Annotated in this window: 18 protein-coding genes; 9 read left to right on the top strand and 9 right to left on the bottom strand. The window is 30.2% G+C overall.

Annotated elements, in window-relative coordinates:
• The 7 genes from AC0L5U_RS08915 to AC0L5U_RS08885 form a co-directional block, all read right to left on the bottom strand.
• The gene (locus AC0L5U_RS08915) at positions 1-660 is read right to left on the bottom strand and encodes a DUF1361 domain-containing protein (RefSeq protein WP_473415893.1); all 660 of its coding nucleotides are present in this window, start codon (positions 658-660) and stop codon (positions 1-3) included.
• The gene (locus tag AC0L5U_RS08910) at positions 648-1,031 is read right to left on the bottom strand and encodes a ribosomal maturation YjgA family protein (RefSeq protein WP_473415892.1); all 384 of its coding nucleotides are present in this window, start codon (positions 1,029-1,031) and stop codon (positions 648-650) included. Before AC0L5U_RS08910 ends, AC0L5U_RS08915 begins: the two co-directional genes overlap by 13 nt.
• A complete protein-coding gene (locus AC0L5U_RS08905) occupies positions 1,012-1,629 on the bottom strand; it encodes a hypothetical protein (RefSeq protein ID WP_473415891.1) in 618 nt (205 codons plus the stop codon). Before AC0L5U_RS08905 ends, AC0L5U_RS08910 begins: the two co-directional genes overlap by 20 nt.
• Before the next feature lie 108 nt (positions 1,630-1,737).
• Complete coding sequence (locus tag AC0L5U_RS08900; protein WP_473415890.1) at positions 1,738-2,346, bottom strand: SanA/YdcF family protein; 609 nt, start codon at positions 2,344-2,346, stop codon at positions 1,738-1,740.
• A gap of 24 nt (positions 2,347-2,370) precedes the next feature.
• Positions 2,371-3,750 carry a DUF4153 domain-containing protein gene (locus tag AC0L5U_RS08895; protein WP_473415889.1) on the bottom strand — a complete coding sequence of 460 codons (1,380 nt, stop codon included), beginning with the start codon at positions 3,748-3,750 and terminating at the stop codon, positions 2,371-2,373.
• Between the two features lie 56 nt (positions 3,751-3,806).
• Entirely contained in the window at positions 3,807-4,097 is a 291-nt protein-coding gene (locus AC0L5U_RS08890) for a winged helix-turn-helix domain-containing protein (protein ID WP_473415888.1), read from the bottom strand.
• 92 nt (positions 4,098-4,189) lie between these two features.
• Entirely contained in the window at positions 4,190-4,801 is a 612-nt protein-coding gene (locus AC0L5U_RS08885; protein ID WP_473415887.1) for a hypothetical protein, read from the bottom strand.
• A gap of 326 nt (positions 4,802-5,127) precedes the next feature.
• Here AC0L5U_RS08885 and AC0L5U_RS08880 point away from each other — a divergent pair, with 326 nt between their 5' ends.
• Both AC0L5U_RS08880 and AC0L5U_RS08875 read left to right on the top strand, forming a co-directional pair.
• A complete protein-coding gene (locus AC0L5U_RS08880) occupies positions 5,128-6,849 on the top strand; it encodes an alpha/beta hydrolase family protein (RefSeq protein WP_473415886.1) in 1,722 nt (573 codons plus the stop codon).
• A 16-nt stretch (positions 6,850-6,865) separates the two neighbouring features.
• A complete protein-coding gene (locus tag AC0L5U_RS08875) occupies positions 6,866-7,243 on the top strand; it encodes a DUF1801 domain-containing protein (protein ID WP_473415885.1) in 378 nt (125 codons plus the stop codon).
• On the opposite strand, the gene kdsA is transcribed toward AC0L5U_RS08875, so the two are convergent.
• Complete coding sequence (gene kdsA, locus AC0L5U_RS08870; RefSeq protein WP_473415884.1) at positions 7,240-8,061, bottom strand: 3-deoxy-8-phosphooctulonate synthase; 822 nt, start codon at positions 8,059-8,061, stop codon at positions 7,240-7,242. The two genes, AC0L5U_RS08875 and kdsA, sit on opposite strands and share 4 nt — an antisense overlap.
• Positions 8,062-8,091: 30 nt before the next feature.
• Positions 8,092-8,292 carry a hypothetical protein gene (locus tag AC0L5U_RS08865; protein ID WP_473415883.1) on the bottom strand — a complete coding sequence of 67 codons (201 nt, stop codon included), beginning with the start codon at positions 8,290-8,292 and terminating at the stop codon, positions 8,092-8,094.
• Between the two features lie 160 nt (positions 8,293-8,452).
• Here AC0L5U_RS08865 and typA point away from each other — a divergent pair, with 160 nt between their 5' ends.
• The 7 genes from typA to AC0L5U_RS08830 all read left to right on the top strand — a co-directional run bounded on the left by typA (position 8,453) and on the right by AC0L5U_RS08830 (position 15,755).
• Entirely contained in the window at positions 8,453-10,252 is a 1,800-nt protein-coding gene (gene typA, locus AC0L5U_RS08860) for a translational GTPase TypA (RefSeq protein ID WP_473415882.1), read from the top strand.
• Positions 10,252-10,479 (top strand): uroporphyrinogen decarboxylase, encoded by a 228-nt coding sequence (locus tag AC0L5U_RS08855; protein WP_473415881.1) that lies wholly within the window; start codon positions 10,252-10,254, stop codon positions 10,477-10,479. Before typA ends, AC0L5U_RS08855 begins: the two co-directional genes overlap by 1 nt.
• Before the next feature lie 156 nt (positions 10,480-10,635).
• Complete coding sequence (locus AC0L5U_RS08850; RefSeq protein ID WP_473415879.1) at positions 10,636-11,940, top strand: O-antigen translocase; 1,305 nt, start codon at positions 10,636-10,638, stop codon at positions 11,938-11,940.
• Positions 11,941-11,979: 39 nt separating this feature from the next.
• The gene (locus AC0L5U_RS08845) at positions 11,980-12,969 is read left to right on the top strand and encodes a GNAT family N-acetyltransferase (RefSeq protein ID WP_473415878.1); all 990 of its coding nucleotides are present in this window, start codon (positions 11,980-11,982) and stop codon (positions 12,967-12,969) included.
• Entirely contained in the window at positions 12,966-14,066 is a 1,101-nt protein-coding gene (locus tag AC0L5U_RS08840) for a DegT/DnrJ/EryC1/StrS family aminotransferase (protein ID WP_473415877.1), read from the top strand. The genes AC0L5U_RS08845 and AC0L5U_RS08840 overlap by 4 nt, the downstream gene beginning before the upstream one ends.
• On the top strand, positions 14,066-15,358 hold the full coding sequence (locus tag AC0L5U_RS08835) for an O-antigen translocase (protein ID WP_473415876.1): 1,293 nt from the start codon (positions 14,066-14,068) through the stop codon (positions 15,356-15,358). The genes AC0L5U_RS08840 and AC0L5U_RS08835 overlap by 1 nt, the downstream gene beginning before the upstream one ends.
• Positions 15,348-15,755: a sugar 3,4-ketoisomerase gene (locus AC0L5U_RS08830; protein ID WP_473415875.1), complete on the top strand. Its 408-nt coding sequence runs from the start codon at positions 15,348-15,350 to the stop codon at positions 15,753-15,755. The genes AC0L5U_RS08835 and AC0L5U_RS08830 overlap by 11 nt, the downstream gene beginning before the upstream one ends.
• Positions 15,756-15,757: the final 2 nt, after the last annotated feature.

Genomic DNA, 15,757 nt, shown 5'->3' with positions numbered 1-15,757 from the left:
TTAATTAATAGTTCTAAAATTGTTAAACATCCAAAACCCAACACTTAAAAATGCACCGAAAAGTAGTGTAAATAACCAAGCTTCTTTATTTGAGAATGGTTGAAGCAGAATATTCACAATATCAACACATAAGTATTTTGGATTGCTAATAATTTCCCAAGAGTTGTAACGTAAAAATCGTCCTAAATAAACTCCAAAACCTGAGAGCAATAAAGTAATTGCAATGACGTAATTAGTTTTTGTTTTACCTATTGCCCCTAAAAGAAGCGCTTTCATATCTTTTAGTGAAACGAAAAATAAGATTAAACCATTAAAAGCAAACGATAATACTACCAAAATATCTAACCATAAAAGTGATGTGTTACTTATTTTAAGATGCAACAAATCTGTTACGATATAAGGTGCGTTTGGTAAAAAAAGCAGCCAAACCCCAAACCAAAACACTAACCATAATTTATTAAGATTGGGGAGACTTGATAAATAAGAAGTTATTGCAAAGGGAATGACTGCCAAAAACAAATTCCAAACCAAAAACAGATAAAAAAAAGAATGTGTTAATTTCATTCTAATCATTAATAAAACGATACTAAATAGCATGGAAACGCTAACTAAAGCGAACGTTTTAAATTGGGACAAAAAGAGCTTTTTTATGGAGTCCATAGTTTGTAAATTTTGAAATCAATAGTTATTGTGGTAATAATACCGAGCGTGTAAGCAACTAAATCGGAAAACTGAAAGGTGCTTCCTAAAATTACTTTTGCTAAATGATTATTGTGCAAATTGAATAATTCTAGATAGTTTGTGAGTTGTAAAAACTCAACAGTAAAAGCAATTACTAAAACGGAAATAGCAATTTTGAAGTGATGGCTTTCTATGAAGGTTTTAAAAAAACAATACAATAGAATAACACATAAAAAATCGCCAAATGTATGCCTAATAAATCCTGTTTTTAGAAATATGGCTATTAGTGCTTCAATTAGAAACAGTAGTATAGTTAAAACCAAATAAGTTTTATTTAGGTTGTATGTCATTTTCGTTTAGTTTTTTTGAAATTGGTTCTTTTATTACAAGGCATTTAAAATACACCTCGCCATAAACTTTGGTTTTTCTGTCATATCTGTAATATGGCTTAGTTTGTATACTAAAAAAGCCAGTTAAAGTCTTACCTATTTTAGGTTTGCTTTCAAGTATTAATTTCTGATAACTACCGTCAATATGTATTGACCTTTTGAAGATAGAATCCTCCTTCTTTAACTTTAAATCGTCATCATCAGAGTATTCTATAAAATAATTTGTGAATTTATCTTTGTGTAATTGACTAACAAAACCATAACCGCCAAAAAATCTAATAGCACTTCCAATTGTTAATGTGTCATTCTTCATAAGGCAATGACAAGGTAGACTTATCCCTTTTTTCCTTTCTGGATTGAAATAGATTCGACTTCTGTTATTAAGATATTCAAACTGTTTATATCTGATTTTTAATTCAGTCCTACCGTATTTTTTAATTATTGAATCTGGCAGTTTTGCTATACTCCTTTTGTTTTTTTCAATACTTTCTTTTTGAAGTTTTTTATCATTACTAGAAAGTACTTTAAATACTCTTTTGTTTGGCACCTTCTTAATCAAAACTTTTGTGTAGTGTTTTTGTTCGATTTTAGTTGTGTCTTGGCAGAATACGCCTTGTACGGTAAGAGTTATCAAAAAAAGGCTAACAAGTACTTCATGTTTTTTATTTTAAACGATATCAATTTTTTTACCCAAATATTTAGGCTTCACACCAAACAGAATATCAACAGCAGCTTTTGTTCTTGCCAAATATTCTCGGAGATTAGTTTTCCAACCAAAACGGCCTTTTATATCTTTTGCATTAAAAGCAATGGCATCTATATCAAAATGTTTGGCAAGAAACAAAGCACGTTCATTATGAAACTTTTGAGAAATAATGGTAACCTCAGTTAAACCGAATATTTTTTTAGCTCTTACAACGGAATCTAATGTTCTAAAACCTGCATAGTCCAATACTATTTTATTGGCTGGAATTCCACGTTTTATGAGGTCGTTTTTAAAATCGGAGGGTTCATCATAGTCTTTTCTTCCATTATCGCCGCTAACCAAAATAAATTCTATTTTCCCCGATTTAAATAAAAGTACAGCAGCTTCTAGTCTATATTTGTAATACAAGTTAATGCTGCCGTGCGATGTGTGTTTTCCAGCACCAAGAACGAGTCCAACTTTATTGTTTTTTATAGTTTCTACATTGTCATAAACTAAGTTTTTTGCTTTGTGAGTTATAGATATATCTATTAATAGTATTAGAATTATGAGAACTACTGTCAGTCTCATTATAATTTTTAGATACTTCATGTTCTACTTAATTTTAAAATTATCAAACTGAATTTCTTGCCATGAATTTTCATTCAATTCGTTGACATACGTTTTATATTTTTGCTTGATAGCGAATGTTTTATTATCGTCTAAAGTGTTTTTATCTAAATAGTTTTTAAGAATAAAAGTGTTATTGTTTGAAAGCTCAACGAGGTATTTAAAATCCATTGATTTGGCATAATTGAGGTTGTAAATTGTAATGTAGCTGTCCCAGTTTATGGTGCAAGACACTACTAAAATGGTAAATGCAGTTAGTGTATTCATTCTGAATAAATACCAGAAATTTTTAATGTTTTTTACTTTAATAAAAGTGGTCACTAACCCAACTACGGTTAATAATAAATAGATTAAAACTCCAATACGCTTATAGGTTAAACCAAAATAGTAGATGTATTGAAAATCTTTTATAACGATATTAATAACAAGTATTGCGTTTAGGGCAATCCATAAATAAGCTACAATTTTTAGGTTTTTATTTTTGGTATAGAAATTTAAATCGCCTCGAAAAAAGTAAAGTATAATTATGATGGCGATGATAATTGATGCTATTAAAGCGTTAATGCCACTATGCACTTGATTTGAAAATGAAGATGCTCTTAAATCATCAGATGTTAATAGATAGGTAATATCTGTAATTAAAAAGAAGATGATTAATGCATTTAAAGCTGTAATTAAGATGAATCCAAATTGATGTTCTTTCTGTAAATCTTCGCTAATTATGGTGTTATGCTTCTCTAGGTCGTTCCCAGTTAGCGTATCTTTTGTAGTTGCAGGATCTACAATTACAGGTTTTGAAATATTACTCAATAAATAGTAACCGCAAATTGCAACCAATACCCATTGAAAATTGATAAAGCTGAAATTTATGCTATTAATGATGTCATTAAATACAGGGTTTCCATTTTTATAGAGCAGCATAAAAATGATGACTACCGCCACAGGAATCCCAATAATTTTTGTGAGATGTAAATAATCGACTTCCTTTTTTTGGACTACTTTTTGTCCATCTTCTTTTACATTGAAATTTCTATGAAAGATACCTGCAGTAAATGAATATAGTCCGTTTAGCCAATTAACATAAATAGATGAATTTTGCTCGGACACCTGGCCAACTAAAGTGAAAAATGCAACTGTATTTGCAATAATTGATAGACTATTATTGTAAATAAAAACAGTAATAGCAGTAATTACATAAAGTAAACTAAAAGCTATCGTGCTTTTTTGTTTAAAAGCCGAAACGTTATAAAGCGCCAGAATTAGTATTGACATGATACTGAAAATTGAAAGGTTTAGCCCAATACCTTGTTTGTGAAAAAGTGTGCTAAATAAAAGGGCTCCGATTACTAATGGTATGTATTTCATTTTGATTATTTTAAAGTACTTTGTTTTTCAAAGTAAGTTGATAAATTTTTTTGCTACTATTTGTTAATTAATTTTTCAAGGGCGCTAATGTGCTTTTTAAATTCTGTTCTACCTAATTTTGTAGTAGAGTAGCGGGTGTTTGGTTTTCGACCTATAAATTGTTTTTCTACTTTTATATATTCTGCTTTTTCTAAGGCTTTGGTGTGGCTCGCTAAATTACCATCTGTTGCACCTAAGAGTTCTTTCAACATATTGAAATCGGCATATTCATTTACCATCAGAATAGACATGATACCTAATCTAATGCGATGATCGAATGCTTTATTTATGTTGGTTATGATGCTCATTTTTGTCATTCCTGCGAAGGCAGGAATCTCATTTTTAATTTAAAGTTCAAAGTTATTGAATATTTCGACTGTATACTGAGACTGAATACTACTTACTTTTTTACGTCATATTTTAAATGCATCCAAGTACCATACACTATATGCATAATGCCAAAACCTAACACCCAAAGCCAAAAACCATAACCAGGCTGATAAGCACCAATAAGTCCTAAAACTATTTGAATATATCCTAAATACTGAATATCTCCAATACTATATTTTGAAGCGTTAACTAAAGCTAAACCATAAAATATGAGCATTAACCCACCAGATTGACCATATTTACCTTGACTCAAAATAATTAAAATGTATGCACCGCCAGAAATTAACGGAATTAAAAAATTGAAAACTAATCGTCTTGATGTGGTGTCCCAAATTTTAGCACCATTCTTTTTGGCTTTTCTTGTGGTTAAAAATATACCAGTTAAAACACTTAAAAAAGCCACCATAAAAAGAGTAAATAAGCAAGTTTCATACACCCATCCATCTAGAGTTAAACGCCCATAACTGTGTTGGGTTACCAGATAATATGCAATTGCTGCGCCAATTAAAGCATAAACACCAGCTAAAATTCCAGATAAACCACTCAACGAAATAAAGCGAGATGATTTATTCATCATATTTTTAATCTCGCTAATGTCTTTTAGATAATCTTTTGATTCCATATAAAAGTACTTTGAATTGCAAAGTAAAATAAATTATTCCATTTATACAAATTTTTGGTTAGATTTGATTAGTGCTAATTTTTCTACATTTATGAGGTTTATTATATTCATTTTAATCATTTTTTAAATTTCAAAGGGAACAGTCAAGATTCTACTTATGTTGAAGTACCCATTAAAGTTTTATTAAAAAAAGGACGCAGCACAATTTTTCTATATCTCCTAATGGAAAATACTTTGTTGAGGTAATTACAAATAATATTGAAAATGATATCGTAGTAATAGATATAGATAACTATAAAGTTTATAAACAAATTCCTCTAGGAAAAATGTCAATTCAAAATGTATATTGGTTAAATGATAATAGGTTGATATATGAATCTTTGGGAGAAATAAACGCTATAGATATAGATGGTACTAATGCTGCGTTAATTGTTGGTAGGTTGTCTGAAAAACAAACTACTAATTTTTATAACCTTTATAAGAATATAAGGTTTAATAGAGTTGTAAACCTTTTGCATGAAAATAAGAATGAAATATTAATTGAGACTTATGATTATAATGCTTATTCAACAATTAAAAAGGTTAATGTTTTTACAGGACAAAAAATTACAGTAGCTAGTGGAAAAAAAGATAAAATCAATAAACATATTGTAGATTTTGAGGGCAATATTAAGTTAGGAATTAGATATGATGATAAGGGTAGTTATACATATCTGTTAAAGAATGAAGAAACAGATAAATGGGAACAATTATATGTTAACCTGAATGATGATAGCATACCTTTAAAGGTTGATGCGAATTCATACTTAAATCAAAATTTAAGTTTTGAAGGTTTTGGCTACACTCCAAATATTGCTTACTTGACTACTAATTACAATTCAGACACAAGAAAGTTATTGTCTTACAATTTAGAAAATTCTAAAGTAGAAAATGTATTATTAGAAGATGTAAATTGTGATGTTAGCGACCCACATGGGGAGGGATTTAATTTATTATTCGATCCTTCAATTGCTAATTTAGGTGGTGTATTGTACCAAAGTTATATTCCAAAGTATAAATGGTTTTCTGATGATTTTAAAACTACACATGAAAAACTGATGTCAAAGTATTCTCTATTTTTTAATGAAATTATAGATCATGATTCATCAAATAACAGGTTTTTGGTACATCAATGGAGTGATACAAGCGAAGGTAACATTGGGGTGTATGATGTAGATAGGGATGAGTATTCTATAATGTTTCATTTTAATGAAGAACTTGATAAGTATAAATTAACAAAAACAAGAAGTTTTAAAATTAAGTCAAGAGATAATCAAGATATCCCATGTTATTTAAACCTTCCAAATAACTATACAGATGATGGGTCTATACCGCTTGTGGTAATTCCACATGGAGGGCCATGGGCAAGAGATTATTGGAGATTAGATGAATTCTCACAATATTTTTCTAACAGAGGTTTTGCAGTACTTAGGCCTAATTTTAGAGGTTCAACAGGGTATGGTAAAAAACATTTGTTATCAGGTGTTGAAAGTATTGATGGAGTGATGATAAATGATATTGCAGACGCTACAAAATTTGTAATCAATAAAATGAATATTGATAGTGATAAAGTATTTCTCTTTGGACACAGTTATGGTGGCTATGCTACTTATATGAGTTTAATTAAATATCCGGAAATTTATGCAAAAGGTGTTGCGCTTTCTGCACCATCTGATTTAAAGGATTGGATGAAAACACAAAAAAAAGAGAAAAATTATTTTGCTTATGAATTTTGGAATACCGCATTAGGTTCAAACAGTTCAAAATATTTAAACGAGATTTCTCCTATTAATCATGTTGAAGATTTGAAAAAACCAATTTTAATTTTCCATGGTAAAAAGGACGGAATAATTTCAGTTGAACAAGCCGAAGAGATGATTAAAGAACTTAAAAAATATAATTCTGAAGTTAAATTAGAAATTTTACAAAACGAAGGACATTCTATGCATGATAGTAATAGCTTGGGCTATATATTAGATGCTTCTAAAGATTTCTTTCAGAAGAAGTAATTATTATTTCAAAAAAATGAAACCCGTAGACGAGTATTTTATAAATCAGAAAGAACCGTTTCAATCTATAATGCTTTATGTTAGAAGTGTTATTTTAAATACACTCCCCGAAATAGTTGAGCGATATAGTTATCGTATACCATTTTACAATATTGGAAAAAAACCAATGATTTATTTAAATATCCTTAAAGGAAAAGATTATGTTGATGTTGCTTTTGTGCAAGGTATTTTATTTGAAGAAGCGTTTCCTGTTTTGAGAAATGACAATAAACGTAAGCAAGTGCGTTCTATTCAATTAAAATCTATTGAAGATTTAGATCACGAAAATTTTGTAAAGTTATTACACACCGCATCAGAACAGCTAAAAAAGAGTAAGAAGGCTTGGTTTATTTAACTAAAACTATTTACAGTTTTTCTAATTGCTACTAAATTAGTTAGCAATCCTTCTAAATTATCTAAGTGTAACATATTTGCACCATCACTTTTAGCATTCGCTGGATCAAAATGTGTTTCAATAAATAATCCATCAACTTTGTTTACTATTCCAGCACGGGCAATAGTTTCAATCATATCTGGTCTTCCGCCAGTAACTCCGGCAGATTGGTTAGGTTGTTGTAAGGAATGGGTAACATCTAAAACCGTGGGTGCAAATTTTCGCATGGTAGGAATGCCTCTAAAATCCACAATCATATCTTGATAACCAAACATGCTACCTCTGTCGGTAATCCAAGCTTTATCACTTCCAACGTCCTTAACTTTTTGTACGGCGTGCTTCATCGCCTCAGGACTCATAAATTGTCCTTTTTTTAAATTAACCACTTTACCTGTTTCCGCAGCAGCTACAACCAAATCAGTTTGGCGTACTAAAAATGCAGGAATTTGCAGAATATCAACATATTCAGCAGCTTTTTTTGCGTCTGTAACTTCATGAATGTCAGTAACTGTTGGTACATCAAAAGTTTCAGAAACTTTCCTAAGAATTTTTAAAGCTTTGTTATCGCCTATGCCTGTAAAACTATCAATTCTACTTCGGTTAGCTTTTTTAAAACTGCCCTTGAATACATAAGGGATTTCCAATTTATTCGTAATGTTTATTACTTTTTCAGCAATACGTAGTGCCATGTCTTCGCCTTCAATAGCACATGGACCACATAGTAAAAAGAAATTGTTAGAATTGGTGTGTTTTAACTTCGGAATCTCGTTAAGATGCATCTGCTTAAATTTAAGCCACAAAGTTACATATTAAATGCGTTCTTTTCTATATTTTCTTATGGCTTCAACCATTACAGATAAATTTACAGAAACTAAAATACCAACAAACATAATTAACTGCTTAGTTTGATTTGGAACTTGAAAAATATTTGTAGCTATTTCTAATACAATATAAGATAGCAATACAACTCCTGCTAAGTATAAAGATTGTAAGATTTGAGAGGTCTTCATAATTTTATAATTTTTGTTACTCTAGAATTATATAACGACAGAAACACGAAAAAAGTTTTTTTAAGTGAGATTATAACATATAATTAACTAAATATTATATTAATATGTGAGTTATGTTAAAATATGGAGTACCTTTGCACGCTCAAATAAGGCTTTCGTTATGAACAACATAAAAAACATTGCAATTATTGCTCACGTAGATCATGGTAAAACAACTTTGGTAGATAAAATAATGTATCATTGTCAGCTATTTCGTGAAAATGAAAACACAGGAGACTTAATTCTGGATAACAACGATTTAGAGCGTGAACGTGGTATAACGATTACTTCTAAAAACGTTTCGGTAATCTACAAGGATACTAAAATTAATATTATTGACACTCCTGGTCACGCCGATTTTGGTGGGGAAGTGGAGCGCGTATTAAACATGGCCGACGGAGTATTATTGTTAGTGGATGCTTTTGAAGGGCCAATGCCTCAAACACGTTTTGTGTTGCAAAAAGCTATCGACTTGGGTTTAAAACCATGTGTTGTTATCAATAAAGTTGATAAAGAAAACTGTACACCTGATGAAGTTCATGAAAAAGTTTTCGATTTAATGTTTGAATTAGGTGCTGAAGAATGGCAATTAGATTTTCCAACCGTTTATGGTTCGGCAAAAAATAATTGGATGAGTGATGATTGGCAAGATGAAACGGATAATATTGAGCCATTATTAGATATGGTAATCGAGCATATTCCTGCACCAAAAATTGAAGAAGGTACTACCCAAATGTTAATTACATCCTTAGATTTCTCTTCTTTTACTGGTAGAATTGCAATTGGACGTTTAACAAGAGGCGAATTAAAAGTTGGACAAAATATTTCTTTAGTAAAAAGAGATAAAAGTATTGTAAAGTCTAAAATAAAAGAATTACATACGTTTGAAGGCTTGGGGCGTAAAAAAGTTGAAGCTGTTCAAGCAGGCGATATTTGTGCTATAGTTGGATTAGAAGGTTTTGAAATTGGAGATACAGTTGCAGATTGGGAAAATCCAGAAGGATTAAAAACCATTGCTATCGATGAGCCTACAATGAGTATGTTGTTTACAATTAACGATTCTCCTTTCTTTGGAAAAGATGGAAAATATGTTACTTCTCGTCATATTAAAGAACGTTTAACCAAAGAATTAGAAAAAAACTTAGCGCTTAGAGTTGAAGAAACTGATAGTGCTGATAAATTTATGGTTTTTGGTCGTGGTGTATTACACTTATCTGTATTAATAGAGACTATGCGTCGTGAAGGATATGAACTTCAAATAGGTCAGCCACAAGTAATCATTAAAACAATTGATGGTGTAAAATGTGAGCCTGTAGAAGAAATGACCATTGATTTACCAGAAACAGTTTCTGGTAAAGCCATAGAAATGGTAACAATGCGTAAGGGAGAAATGTTAAGTATGGAAGCCAAAGGAGATCGTATGGTTTGTGAATTTATTATTCCATCTAGAGGAATTATTGGTTTACGTAATCAACTATTGACGGCTACAGCTGGAGAAGCTATTATGGCACACCGTTTTAAAGAATATCAACCACTAAAAGGAGGAATTCCTGAACGTCAAAACGGATCTTTGGTATCTATGGAAAAAGGACAAGCAATTCCTTATTCTATTGACAAATTACAAGACAGAGGGAAATTTTTTGTAGACCCAGGTGAGGATATCTACGAAGGACAAGTAATTGGAGAAAACTCTCGTGGTGATGATATGACGGTTAATGTTACAAAAACTAAAAAGTTGAGTAATGTACGTTCCTCTGGAGCTGATGATAAAGCAAAAATTGTACCTGCAATTAAATTTTCTTTAGAAGAAGCTTTAGAATATATTCAGAAAGATGAGTATGTTGAGGTAACTCCAAATCATTTACGTTTACGTAAAATCTATTTAACAGAAGTAGAGCGTAAACGAAATAAATCTATATAATGACTTTTTTAGGGATTGAAACTGTTGAATGGTTGGGTTATATAGCCATGGCAACAGTTTTAATTTCTTTTTTAATGAAATCGGTTATTAAATTACGATTGATTAATGCAATAGGTTGTCTACTTTTTATTGCTTATGGGTGTTTTTTAAATCCAATTTCAAAACCCATCATTATCACTAACATTGCAATTTTAGTCATAAATTTATTTCATGTTTTGAAGAAATAAGTATGTGAGAATTGTATTTACTTTTAAGTATTAAAAAACACATGCTTAATAGTTATTCTTTATAATGTTCTTTTGATTGATTTTGTATATTTGATGCCTAAAGAAATATACTAAAAGCCTCATTCTTTAGTTTATAACTGCAACATATCTCATCTTTTGAAAAAATTAATAACATATATTAACAAGCATGTTTTGGTTAAGATTACGTCTTTAAAATCTGCTGCTGTTTTTGCTCGAATAATAGCTGGCTTGTTAACTTCAAAAGCTATTGCTGTATTTATTGGAGCTGAAGGTTTAGCGCTAATAGGAAACTTAAGGAATTTTGTTGCTTCAGCGCAAACGGTTGCTACTCTTGGTTTTTACAAAGGCATCGTCAAGTATGTAGATCAATTTAAGGATGATTTAGTGCGTTTAAGTAAATTACTTTCAACAGTTTACTATGTTGGTTTTGTAACTACAGTTTTGGTTTCAATTTTTTGTTATTTCAAGGCAGACTATATTAATTACCTGATTTTTCCCAGTTATAATAATTACGTATATGTTATAAAAATATTTGCTATTGTACTCCCATTTTATGCTTTAAATATGTTTGCTTTTTCAATTATGAATGGGTTTTCTAAGTATAAAATCCTCATTATTATTAACATCATTGGGCAAGTGTTAAGTTTAAGTATAGCGTTACTTTTAATTTATCAACGTAATTTGGATGGTGCTCTTATTTCTGTTGCTATTTCAGAATCTCTTATATTTTTAATTACACTAGTAGGTATAATAAATAGGCGGAGTTTAGTTCCACTAATAAACGCAGATCAGGTAAGTGTGAACTATTTGAAAAAACTGGGTTCTTATAGTGGTATGGCATTATTTACAGCAGTTATTTTACCCTTAGTTATTTTGACTATTCGTACCTATATTATAGATACAATAGGTTATAAGGAAGCTGGTTTTTGGGAAGCTATGATGCGAATTTCTAAATACTACTTAATGTTCATTAGCTCTATGATGGCCCTATATATAATTCCTAGGTTTTCAGAGATTCATGATATTAAGGAATTTAAAAAGGAAGTATTATCTCTGTACAAAACAATTGTACCCATTTTAGCTATTGGACTTTTAATTATATATTTACTAAAATCTGTAATCATAAAAGTTGTATTTACAGATGAATTTGAGCCTGTTGAAGATTTGTTTTTATGGCAATTATTAGGCGATTTTGTAAAGGTGCTTTCCATGATTATTGCCTATCAGTTTTTGGCTAAAAAAATGTTTTGGCATTATGTAATTACTGAAGCGTTTTTAGTAACCATGTTGTACATCACAAGTGTTTATTTTATAAAAATTCATGGAGTTGAAGGTGCTGTAATTGGTCATTTTGTAAGTTACATAATGTATTATGGTGTTATATTGCTAATATTTGGAAGCTCACTTTTTGGTGTTGATAAGAATGAGAAAGTAATATAAAAATCATTCCATTTTTTTAAATAAAGTTCGTGTAGGAAATTGAAAATATCAAGTAAACAAAGTGTTTATCGAGTTGAAAAGTATAATAAATCTCATTATAACTTATGGAATAGATTTGTTGAAAATTCAAAAAATGGAACTTTTTTGTTTCATAGAGATTTTTTGGAGTATCATCAAGATAGATTTGACGATTTTTCGTTATTACTCTATAGAGACAATAAACTCATTTCAATTTTACCAGCAAATAAGGTTGAAAATACTGTATATTCACATCAGGGTTTAAGCTACGGTGGTCTCCTTTTGCCAAAGATTATAAATTTTGAAACAGTTTTGGAAGCTGTTAAAGTGCTTCTTCTATTTTTGAAAGAGAACAGTATAAGAACACTTGTTCTAAAACAAATTCCAAGAATATATTGTGAAATACCTTCTGATGAAATTGATTATATATGTTTTCTTTTAAAGGCAAAATTATTCCGTAGAGATATGTCTATGGCAATTAATTTAAAGCGTGATTTTAAGTATGCAACATTACGAAAACGCAAAATAAACAAAGCTAAAAATTCTAAATTAAGTATAGAAGAAGGTGGTTTTTCAGAATTTTGGAACGAAGTTTTAGCACCCAATTTAAAAGCTACTTACAACGTGCAACCCGTTCATTCAGTTTCTGAAATAAATATGTTACATCAGAAACTTCCTAATAGCATCAGACAATTTAATGTTTTTGATGACTCTGAAGTATTGGCTGGATGTACAGTTTTTGTAACAGCCTCAGTAGTGCATTTACAATATATCGCTACAAAGAAGAATGATAAAAAAGGAGCATTAGATTATTTGATAAACCATTTAATTACTGATACTTTTAATGATAAATCATATTTTGATTTTGGCATTAGTAATGAAATTCAAGGCACAAAACTAAACTTAGGTTTAGTAAATTGGAAACAAGGTTTTGGAAGTACTGCTGTTAGTCATGATTTTTATGAAATAGATCTTGAAAATAGTACATTACTGGAAGATATACTCATATGATAAAATTTTTAGACTTAAAATCTGTTAACCAACGTTTTGAAGACGATCTAAAAAATGCTTTTGGCAATTTCTTGGATAACGGGCAGTATATTTTAGGGCAACAAGTTTTAGAGTTTGAACAAGCTTTTGCGAATTACTGTGGTACAAGTTATTGTGTCGGGGTAAGTAATGGATTAGATGCAATTTCTTTAATTTTTGAAGCCTATAAAACACTAGGTGTAATGCATTTAGGAGATGAGGTTATTGTGCCTGCAAACACATACATAGCATCTGTTTTGGCAATAAGCAACGCAGGATTAAGACCGGTTTTGGTTGAGCCCGATTACAACTCATTTAATATTGATGTGTCAAAAATTGAAGCTACAATTTCATCAAAAACTAAGGCGATACTTGGGGTGCATTTGTATGGGAAATTGTATGACGTTAAAGTTTTAGAACAGCTTGCAGCACATAATAATTTAATTTTAATTGAAGACGCAGCTCAAGCTCACGGCGTGGTTTATAAAGATGGTAGAAAAGCTGGTAATATTTCAAAAGTTGCAGCTTTTAGTTTTTATCCTACTAAGAATTTAGGTGCTTTTGGTGATGCTGGAGCGATTACTACTAACGATAAAAAACTTTACAATACCATTACTAAATTGAGAGATTATGGTCGTAAAAGTTCTTATGAAAATAAACTTAAAGGGTTTAATTGCAGATTAGACGAATTACAAGCTGCATTTTTAAATGTGAAATTGAAACATTTAGACAATGAAAATCAAATACAAAAAGAACTTGCTAAAATTTATCTAGAAAATATTAATTCTGATAAAATAATACTCCCAGTAGTCAATAATATAGAGCAACATGTTTTTCATCAATTTGTTATAAAGTGCAATGAACGAGACCAATTAAAATCTTATTTACTTGAAAACGGTGTTGAAACTTTAATACATTACCCAATACCTATTCACAAGCAAGAAGCATATTGCGAGCTCTCAAATTTAAAATTACCTATTACAGAAAAGCTGAGTAACACAATTTTAAGTTTACCTCTAAATTCGGCATTAACTAAAGATGATATTATGAATATAATTTCACTAATAAATAAATTTTAGTGAAGTTTATCAGAGAGCATAAAGACGCGTTTTTGTTGAAACTATTTTCGATAAATTCGCTAGGTGTTGTGCTTCGTACTTTTTTGGGGCTTATATCTCAAAAATTGATTGCAATTTATTTGGGGCCTAACGGAATTGCACTTATTGGTAATTTAAGAAATGCATTGGCTTTATTTAGTTTAGGAGCTACAACTGGTATAGATCAAGGTGTTCTAAAATACCAATCAGAGTTTGATACAGATGCTGTAAAATTAAAGAAACTCTACAGTACTTCCATGGCTTACGGCTTACTGGGTTCTAGCTTAGCTTTTTTGATTTTATTTTTTGGCGCAGATTTTTGGAGTACTTATTTATTTAAAACTACAGACTTTGATTATCTGTTTATTGTATTGTCTTTTACGCTGCCATTTACTGCATTTTACAATTTTGTTTTTGCAATCATAAATGGAAAATCTAATTATAAAAAAGCTACTTTAATTTCTTTCACAGTTTATACTGTTATTACACTTTTAATTATTGTTTTAGTCGTTATATACGGTCTTTCTGGTGCGCTTTTGGCGGTAACATTAACGCCCTTATCTCAAATTTTGGTTTTGATACTATTTGCTAGAAAAGAGATGAAATTATTCTTTAATATAAGTTTAAAGTTTCACAAATTTTTTAGAACTAAACTATTCTCATTTATTATAATGGCAATTGCAGCTGTTGTTTTAAGTAATTTGGTAGAGCTTCAATTGAGAAACCATTTGATTGAAAAGTTAAGTGTTGATGAAGCTGGGTATTGGACGTCTATGTTGAGTTTATCTAACTACTATTTGTCCTTTTTAGCAGGCGTTTATTCATTATATGTACTTCCAAAGTATGCTAAAATAAATAGTTTGAAATTGTTCAAAATAGAAGTTTCAAGAATCTACAGAATAGTAATTCCCGTTTTTGTACTCATGTTTATTGGTTTATACATTTTTCGAGATTTAGTAATACAACTTTTGTATACAAGCGAATTTTTACCCATGGAAAAATTATTCAAGTGGCAACTACTTGGGGATTTGGTAAAAATTGTAGCAGTAATCATGGCTTATCAGTTTATTGCTAAAAGTTTATGGAAACATTTTATAATAACAGAAGTTATTTCTTATGTTTTATTCTATATTTTTGGAGTATATTTTGTGCAACAAATGGGAGTAGAGGGTATTGTATTTGCTCATTTTGTGAGATATGTGTTATATTTAATAATAATTGTTTTAGTGTTGCCAAGTACTTTTAAAAGTAAAGAAAAATTAAATGAAAGCTAGCGTTACAAATATCCAAATTCTTAGCATCCCAATTGTTAAAGACCCAAGGGGTAATCTTGCTGTGGTAGAAAAAGAAGTCATTCCATTTAAAATGCAACGTGTTTATTATTTATTTGATGTTCCAAGTGGTTCTACAAGAGGAGGTCATGCTCACAAAGCGCTAAGTCAATTTATAATTCCTTTAAGTGGAAGCTTTGATGTGATATTAAAAGATGGTGTAGATGAAAAAAGAGTAATATTAAACAATCCTTCTAAAGGCTTATTAATTACACCCGGTATTTGGCGTGAATTAGAAAATTTCTCTTCTGGAGCGGTATGTTTGGTTGTAGCTTCTGATGTTTATAAAGCAGATGATTATATCGAGGATTTCCAAGAATACTTAGTCTATAACTCTTAATT

This window comes from Jejuia sp. G7-7 (assembly GCF_055808955.1).
Note: the sequence above shows the minus strand (reverse complement) of the source record. Positions and strands in the feature narration are given on the sequence as shown.

Excerpts from the sequence above, each read along its gene's own strand:
- AC0L5U_RS08915 (WP_473415893.1), bottom strand. The coding sequence starts at position 660 with ATGGACTCCATAAAAAAGCTCTTTTTGTCCCAATTTAAAACGTTCGCT.
- AC0L5U_RS08910 (WP_473415892.1), bottom strand. The coding sequence starts at position 1,031 with ATGACATACAACCTAAATAAAACTTATTTGGTTTTAACTATACTACTG.
- AC0L5U_RS08900 (WP_473415890.1), bottom strand. The coding sequence starts at position 2,346 with ATGAGACTGACAGTAGTTCTCATAATTCTAATACTATTAATAGATATA.
- AC0L5U_RS08895 (WP_473415889.1), bottom strand. The coding sequence starts at position 3,750 with ATGAAATACATACCATTAGTAATCGGAGCCCTTTTATTTAGCACACTT.
- AC0L5U_RS08890 (WP_473415888.1), bottom strand. The coding sequence starts at position 4,097 with ATGAGCATCATAACCAACATAAATAAAGCATTCGATCATCGCATTAGA.
- AC0L5U_RS08885 (WP_473415887.1), bottom strand. The coding sequence starts at position 4,801 with ATGGAATCAAAAGATTATCTAAAAGACATTAGCGAGATTAAAAATATG.
- AC0L5U_RS08880 (WP_473415886.1), top strand. The coding sequence starts at position 5,128 with ATGTCAATTCAAAATGTATATTGGTTAAATGATAATAGGTTGATATAT.
- AC0L5U_RS08875 (WP_473415885.1), top strand. The coding sequence starts at position 6,866 with ATGAAACCCGTAGACGAGTATTTTATAAATCAGAAAGAACCGTTTCAA.
- kdsA (WP_473415884.1), bottom strand. The coding sequence starts at position 8,061 with ATGCATCTTAACGAGATTCCGAAGTTAAAACACACCAATTCTAACAAT.
- AC0L5U_RS08865 (WP_473415883.1), bottom strand. The coding sequence starts at position 8,292 with ATGAAGACCTCTCAAATCTTACAATCTTTATACTTAGCAGGAGTTGTA.
- typA (WP_473415882.1), top strand. The coding sequence starts at position 8,453 with ATGAACAACATAAAAAACATTGCAATTATTGCTCACGTAGATCATGGT.
- AC0L5U_RS08855 (WP_473415881.1), top strand. The coding sequence starts at position 10,252 with ATGACTTTTTTAGGGATTGAAACTGTTGAATGGTTGGGTTATATAGCC.
- AC0L5U_RS08840 (WP_473415877.1), top strand. The coding sequence starts at position 12,966 with ATGATAAAATTTTTAGACTTAAAATCTGTTAACCAACGTTTTGAAGAC.
- AC0L5U_RS08830 (WP_473415875.1), top strand. The coding sequence starts at position 15,348 with ATGAAAGCTAGCGTTACAAATATCCAAATTCTTAGCATCCCAATTGTT.